This is a genomic window from Stenotrophomonas sp. PS02300 (genome assembly GCF_029959395.1).
Taxonomy (GTDB): domain Bacteria; phylum Pseudomonadota; class Gammaproteobacteria; order Xanthomonadales; family Xanthomonadaceae; genus Stenotrophomonas; species Stenotrophomonas maltophilia_AD.
The window spans coordinates 1-7,331 of sequence record NZ_JASCOP010000162.1 but is presented as its reverse complement, the minus strand read 5'-3'; the positions used below and the strand labels follow the sequence as shown (position 1 = coordinate 7,331).

The 7,331-nt window shown below is 67.9% G+C and carries 5 protein-coding genes; 4 read left to right on the top strand and 1 reads right to left on the bottom strand.

Annotated features, from left to right (window positions below):
• The first annotated feature begins 206 nt into the window (after nucleotides 1–206).
• Nucleotides 207–1,646, top strand: coding sequence for an ExeM/NucH family extracellular endonuclease (locus tag QMX79_RS18925; RefSeq protein ID WP_282248153.1), 1,440 nt, complete (start codon nucleotides 207–209; stop codon nucleotides 1,644–1,646).
• A gap of 48 nt (nucleotides 1,647–1,694) precedes the next feature.
• Here the strand turns inward: QMX79_RS18925 and QMX79_RS18920 are convergent, their stop codons facing one another.
• Nucleotides 1,695–2,552 carry an EamA/RhaT family transporter gene (locus tag QMX79_RS18920; protein WP_282248152.1) on the bottom strand — a complete coding sequence of 286 codons (858 nt, stop codon included), beginning with the start codon at nucleotides 2,550–2,552 and terminating at the stop codon, nucleotides 1,695–1,697.
• Between the two features lie 55 nt (nucleotides 2,553–2,607).
• Between QMX79_RS18920 and QMX79_RS18915 the strand changes: the two genes are divergently transcribed.
• The 3 genes from QMX79_RS18915 to QMX79_RS18905 all read left to right on the top strand — a co-directional run bounded on the left by QMX79_RS18915 (nucleotide 2,608) and on the right by QMX79_RS18905 (nucleotide 7,244).
• The gene (locus tag QMX79_RS18915; RefSeq protein ID WP_282248151.1) at nucleotides 2,608–3,282 is read left to right on the top strand and encodes an alpha/beta fold hydrolase; all 675 of its coding nucleotides are present in this window, start codon (nucleotides 2,608–2,610) and stop codon (nucleotides 3,280–3,282) included.
• Nucleotides 3,279–4,379, top strand: a complete 1,101-nt coding sequence (gene zapE / locus QMX79_RS18910) for a cell division protein ZapE (RefSeq protein WP_068848403.1) — start codon at nucleotides 3,279–3,281, stop codon at nucleotides 4,377–4,379. Before QMX79_RS18915 ends, zapE begins: the two co-directional genes overlap by 4 nt.
• Before the next feature lie 480 nt (nucleotides 4,380–4,859).
• The gene (locus QMX79_RS18905) at nucleotides 4,860–7,244 is read left to right on the top strand and encodes a ribonucleoside-diphosphate reductase subunit alpha (protein ID WP_282248150.1); all 2,385 of its coding nucleotides are present in this window, start codon (nucleotides 4,860–4,862) and stop codon (nucleotides 7,242–7,244) included.
• The last annotated feature ends 87 nt before the right edge of the window (nucleotides 7,245–7,331 follow it).

Below are 7,331 nucleotides of genomic sequence, written 5' to 3'. Positions count from 1 at the left end.
GGACACGCATGGCGTGTCTCTACGCGGTGGGGCGCCGTGCCCCCATGCGCCCGCAACGTTGCCGGCACACGTAGCGACACGCCATGCGTGTCCCACGTGGACCCAACCCCGCGCGGCTTTGCCAAACCCGCCCAAATCCCCACCGGCGACCGCTTCCCGCCACAATTCCGCATTACCCTGTGCACCCGTTTCCGGAATCGCCGTCGATGCGCCGTCGCACCCTCGCTCTTGCCCTGTCGCTGCTGCTGCCCGCCACCGCGTTCGCCCAGGCCCAGCCGCAGCCCCAGCCGACCGCATCGACCCCGGCGACCAGCGCCCCCGTCACCCTCACCGCCGCGCCCGCCGACTGGCGCGCGCTCGACGGCCAGCACGTGCGCATCGCCGCCCCGCTGACCCTGGCCGGCACCGACGGCCTGACCCGCTTCGGCGAACTCACCGTCGCCTTCGACGGCCGCCTCTGGCAGCCCAGCGAAGTGGCCGCCCCAGGCACCGGCGCCCATACCAATGTGATCGCCGACAACCAGCGCCGGCGCCTGCTGCTCGACGACGGCAGCAGCGCGCGCGACCCCGGCCCGGTCGCCTACCTGCCCGCCGGCGCCACCCTGCGCACCGGCACCGTGCTGCGCAACGTGGAAGGCATCGTCCACGTGGACGCCAAGGGCACCCCGCGCCTGCAGGTCACCACCCCGCTGAAGCTGCCCGCGCTCAACCGCCCGGCCGCCCCGGTGGTGCCCGGCGCGCTCAAGGTGGCCGCCTTCAACCTGGAAAACTTCTTCAACGGCGACGGCCAAGGCGGCGGTTACCCGACCCTGCGTGGCGCCCGCACCCTGGCCGAACACCAGGCCCAGACCGCCAAGCTGGTGGCCACCGTCAACGCGCTCGGCGCCGACGTGGCCGCGCTGATGGAGCTGGAAAACGACGGCTACGGCCCGCAGTCGGCCATTGCCGAACTGGTCGCCGCACTCAATGCCAACCGCGGCAAGGGCGCGGACTGGGCCTTCATCGACGCCGGCAAGGGCCCGGGCGAGAACCCCATCCGCGTGGGCATCATCTACCGCAGCTCGCGGGTGACCCCGGTCGGCGCCCCCGCCGTGCTCGAAACCGCCCCGTTCGGCCCGCACAGCCGCGTACCGCTGGCCCAGGCGTTCCGTGCCGGCAAGGGCGCGCCGTTCGTGGTGGTGGCCAACCACTTCAAGTCCAAGGGCTGCTCGGAAGCGGCCGGCGCCGATGCCGACCAGAACGACGGCCAGGCCTGCTGGAACGCCATCCGCGTGGAATCGGCGCGCCTGCTCAACCAGTGGCTGGGCACTGACCCGACGGGCGCCGGCACCACCGACGCAATCCTGCTGGGCGACTTCAACGCCTACGCGATGGAAGCCCCGATCCGCACGCTGCACGACGCCGGCTGGCGCGACGCCTTCGCCGTGGCCAAGGTCGAGCGCCCCTACAGCTACGTCTACAACGGCATGACCGGCCGCCTCGACCACGCCCTGCTCAGCCCGGGCATGGCCAAGCGCCTGCGCGGCGCGGCCGAATGGCATATCAATGCCGACGAAGCCGACGACATCGGCTACCGCGACCGCAACGAAGCCGGCCCGTGGCGCAGTTCCGACCACGACCCGTTGATCCTGGGTTTCGACCGCTAACCGAGCGGTCCGCACGCGTAGGGACACGCCATGCGTGTCCACGCGGTATCACCCCCACGCGATAAACCCAATCGCCACCACCGCCAACACCAACCCCGCGCGGTTCCACCGCGTTGTCGGCTCGCCAAACGCGAACACCCCCACCAACGCCCCCAACACCACCACGCCGATATTCATCCCGGCAAACACCGTGGCCGGGCTGTCCGGCATCGCCTGGTGGGCGTGCACGTAAAACAGGATGTTGCCGCCATTGAGCAGCCCCAACAGCGCCCCCGCACCCACGTTGCGCGCGCGCAACCGGCTGCGCCCACTGAAGTGCCGCCACAGCTGCAGCCCCAGCATCAACACAAACGCAATGCTGAAACACGCCAGCAGCGCCGCCATGGACGGCGTCCCCGACAGCGCCACCTGCTTCAGCAGCACATCCACCAGCGCAAACCCCACCCACACCGCCAGCAGCCAGCGCCAGCTGCCCGCCTCACCGGCCACCGCCGGCCCACGCGGGCGCAGGCTGATGCCCAGCATCGCCACCAGCCCCAGGCCCAACCCCAGCAGCTTCAAAGGCGTGGCCGTCTGCCCGAAGAACAGAAACGCAGCCAACAACGACAACAACAACGACAACCGCTGCGCCACATCCGTGCGCACGATCCCGGCCACCGCCACCGTGCGGCCCAGCACCAGGAACAGCGAAGGCAGCACCACCGCCAGCACCAGCAGCGCCGGCCACGGCGCATGGGTGGATTGCAGCGCCTCCAGCGGCGGCCGCAGCACCCCCGCCGTGAGCCCGGCGGCCACCAGGTAGTTCCAGGTCACCATCTGGGCGACATCCAGCTGGCGGCGCGCGGCCAGCTTCAGCAGCACCGACACCAACACGCTGCAGACCACGCTGAAAAGCAGATAGAACATGGGGTTCCAGGCAGGCGCGGCAGTGCAGCCCGCGGGGGAGCGGTATTATGACGCCATGCACAATCCCCCTTTCCCCAATGAAAGCACCACCCTGCAGCTGGCCGGCCCGGTCGGTGCGCTGGACGTGGCGGTCGACCTGCCCAAGGCCGACGTGCCCGCGCAGCCGGTGGTGGCGGTCATCTGCCACCCGCTGTCCACCGAGGGCGGCAGCCTGCACAACAAGGTGGTGACCATGGTCGGAACCACCCTGCGCGAGCTGGGCATTGCCACCGTGCGCTTCAACTTCCGCAGCGTCGGCACCTCGGCTGGTGAGTTCGACCACGGCGTGGGCGAGCAGGACGACCTCAAGGCCGTGGTGGCCTGGGTGCGCCAGCAGCGCCCCGACGCCACCCTGTGGCTGGCCGGCTTCAGCTTCGGCGCCTTCGTCTCCCTGCGCGCGGCCGCCGAGCTGCAGCCGCAGGTACTGGTCTCGATCGCCCCGCCCGCCGGGCGCTGGGACTTCGACGGTGTGCAGCCGCCGGCCAACTGGCTGGTCATCCAGGGCGAAGACGACGAAATCGTCGATCCGCAGGCCGTCTACAACTGGCTCGACAGCCTGGGCGCCCCGCACGAGCTGGTGCGCATGCCCGAAACCAGCCACTTCTTCCACCGCAAGCTGATCGACCTGCGCGGCGCGGTGCTCCACGGCGTCAAGGGCTGGCTGCCGAACCCGGAAAGCGCCACCGCATGAGTGATACCGCACTGACCCCGTCGCAGCGCTACGCCGAAGGCGTGGCCCGGGGCGAATGGCAGAACGACCCGGCCCAGCACGCCGCCCTGGCCGAGCTGGACCGCATCCACCTGGCCCTGGTCGACAGCGCCCAGGACGGCTGGCTGGACCGCCTTTCGGCCTTCTGGAAGAAGCCGGACCCGGTCAAGGGCCTGTATTTCTGGGGCGGGGTAGGGCGCGGCAAGACCTTCCTGGTGGACCTGTTCTACGACGGGCTGCCGATCGAGCAGAAGTACCGCACCCACTTCCACCGCTTCATGCGCGGCATCCACGAGCGCCTGCGCGAGCACCAGGGCCAGAGCGACCCGCTGGCCCGGATCGCCCAGGAATGGCGCGCCAAGCTGCGCGTGCTGGTGCTGGACGAGTTCTTCGTCACCGACATCGGCGATGCCATGCTGCTGGCGCGCCTCCTTGAGCGCCTGTTCGCCGAAGGGGTCACTCTGGTCACCACCTCCAACACGGCGGTGGAGAACCTGTACCTGAATGGGCTGCAGCGCGACAGTTTCCTGCCTGCCATTGGCCTCCTGCAGACCTACTGCGTGGAGCTGTACGCCGAGGGCACCGAAGACTACCGGATGCGCGCGCTGACCCATTCGCCGGTCTACCAGGCCCCGCGCGACGAGCACAGCGACGCCTGGCTGGCCAGCCGCTGGGCCGCGCTGAGCGGCGGCCAGCCGCCCAAGCCGGGCAACATCGAGATCGAAGCGCGCAAGATCCCGGTGCGCGCCCGCGGCAAGAGCATCGTCTGGTTCGACTTCAAGGCCCTGTGCGAAGGCCCGCGCGGCCCCTCCGACTACATCGAGATCGCCCGCGAGTTCAACACCGTGCTGCTGGGCGACATCCCGCATTTCGACCGCATGAATGAAGATGCCGCCCGCCGCTTCGTGAACCTGATCGACGAGCTGTACGACCGCCACGTCAACCTGGTCTGCACCGCCACCGACGCCCCGGTAGCCCTCTACACCGGCACCCGCCTGCAGGGCGCCTTCGAGCGCACCGCCTCGCGCCTGATAGAGATGCAGAGCGCCGAATACCTGGGCACGCCCCACCGGGCGTGACCAAATTTGTTACGCCCACGTGACGCCCATCGTTCCGTTTTTCGAACGCTTGAATCGCACGAAAAGTCGCCCCCAACCCTTGACTGCGCACTCGCTTTCGACAGGTCGCGACCGTTCGTCGGACGCCCCGAACACCGAAACCTTGCGCCGCAAGGGATTGCCCTGATTCACTACATTTGGCGTTGACGGCCCCCTACACCCCCACTATCTTGTGGCTGTCGGTCCCGACGACCCCAAGTCGAAGGGCCAAACGGGCCCACCGCCCACCGACAACCGCATGCCGTACAGGGTGCGGCGCTGGTAGCGCCAGTCTCCGGGGGGAGATGACCGGTGAAGCAAGGGGAATCGTCCGCAGCGCCGTTGCGCCGGTCGCGCCCCATGCGACACCGATAGTCCACCCTGAGCGCTGAGCGCATCGGCCCCACGCCTGCCCCGCAGGTGACCCTGCACCACCCCAAATCACGCCAAGAGGAAAACGCCGTGAGCACCGAAACCAGCGCAGCCACCGACCAGGAAAGCGAATTCCTGTTGACTTCGCCGCCGACCAATACGGCGATGAGCGTCACCAAGCGCAATGGAACGACCGAGCTGGTGGATCTGAACAAGATCGTGCGCGCGGTGCAGCGTTCGGCGGAAGGCCTGCACGCGGTCGACCCGATGCGCGTGGCCACCCGCACCATTTCCGGCCTGTACAACGGCGCCACCACCCAGGAACTGGACGAGCTGTCCATCCGCACCGCCGCCCTGCTGATCGGTGAAGAGCCGGAGTACGGCCGCCTGGCCGCGCGCCTGCTGGCCAACTACATCGCCAAGGAAGTGTCGGGCCAGGAAATCCACGCCTTCTCGCAGTCGGTGGGCCGTGGCCACGAAGTGGGCCTGATCAACGACCGCCTGCTGAACTTCGTGCAGACCAACGCGCGCAAGCTCAACGATGCCATCGACATCGGGCTGGACCTGAACTTCGATTACTTCGGCCTGCGTACCCTGTACGACCGTTACCTGCTGCGCCACCCGCACACCCGCAAGGTGATCGAGACCCCGCAGCAGTTCTTCCTGCGCATCGCCAGCGCCCTGAGCGAAGACGTGGCCGAAACCCTGGCGCTGTACAAGCGCATGGGCAACCTGGACTACCTGCCGTCCAGCCCGACCCTGTTCAATTCCGGCACCACCCACGAGCAGCTGTCCTCGTGCTTCCTGCTCGACTCGCCGCAGGATTCGCTGGAATCGATCTACTCCAAGTACGGCGACATCGCCCAGCTGTCCAAGTTCAGCGGCGGCATCGGCGTGAGCTACACCCGCGTGCGTTCGCGCGGCTCGCTCATCAAGTCCACCAACGGCCACTCCAACGGCATCGTGCCGTGGCTGAAGACCATGGATTCGTCCGTGGCCGCCGTGAACCAGGGTGGCAAGCGCAAGGGCGCGGCCTGCGTGTACCTGGAAACCTGGCACGCCGACATCGAGGACTTCCTCGAACTGCGTGACAACACCGGTGACGAATCGCGCCGTGCGCACAACCTGAACCTGGCCAACTGGATCCCGGACCTGTTCATGAAGCGCGTCGAGGCCGACCAGGAATGGTCGCTGTTCGATCCGCGCGTGGTGCCCGAATTCACCGACCTGTTCGGTGAAGCCTTCGAGCAGGCGTACCTGCAGGCCGAAGCGCAGGGCAAGGCCAACCGCACCATCTCCGCGCGCAAGCTGTACTCGCGCATGATGCGTACCCTTGCCGAAACCGGCAACGGCTGGATGACCTTCAAGGACAAGTGCAACCGCGCCAGCAACCAGACCCTGCGCGCCGGCAACGTGATCCACCTGTCCAACCTGTGCACCGAAATCCTGGAAATCACCTCGGCTGAAGAAACCGCGGTGTGCAACCTGGGCTCGATCAACCTGGGCAACCATTTCGACGCCCACGGCGAGTTCGACTACGACAAGCTGGCCGACACCGTGCGCCTGGCCATCCGCCAGCTCGACCGCGTGATCGACCTGAACTTCTACCCGATCGAATCGGCACGCCGCGGCAACCTGCGCTGGCGCCCGGTTGGCCTGGGCTGCATGGGCCTGCAGGACGTGTTCTTCCGCAAGCGCCTGGCCTTCGACAGTGCCGAAGCCCGCGCGCTGTCCAAGAAGATTGCCGAAACCATCTACTTCCACGCGCTGGAAACCTCGGTCGAACTGGCCCAGGAACGCGGCAAGCACCCGTCGTTCGCCGACACCCGTGCCGCCAGCGGCGAACTGCAGTTCGACGCCTGGAACGTGGTGCCCGAAGACACCGCACGCTGGGATGCCCTGCGTGAGCGCATCAAGGAACATGGCCTGCGCAACTCGCTGATGATCGCCATCGCCCCGACCGCGACCATCGCCTCCATTGCCGGGTGCTACGAGTGCGTGGAACCGCAGGTGTCCAACCTGTTCAAGCGCGAAACCCTCTCGGGCGACTTCCTGCAGGTCAACCGTTACCTGGTGAACGAGCTGAAGAAGCTGGGCCACTGGACCCCGGAAATGCGCGACGCCATCAAGCTGGCCGAAGGCTCCATCCAGGGCATCGCCCAGATTCCGGAAACCCTGCGCCACGTGTACCGCACCGCCTGGGAACTGCCGATGCGTTCGCTGATCGACATGGCCGCCGAGCGTGGCGCGTTCATCGACCAGTCCGCCTCGCTCAACCTGTTCATGGAAAGCCCGAACATCGGCGCGATGTCGTCCATGTACATGTACGCCTGGAAGCAGGGCATCAAGACCACCTACTACCTGCGTTCGCGTCCGGCCACCAAGATCGCCAAGACCACCGTCAGCAGCTACACCCCGGTGGAAGCCGTGGCCTGCTCGCTGGAAAACCCGGAAGCCTGCGAGGCGTGCCAGTAAAAGGCGTGCCGGCCCGCCGGGCCGGCCCCCGCCGGCTGCCCCGCCCCACCGGCGGGGGCGACCCCCGCAAGCCGGGTGTGGCGGGGA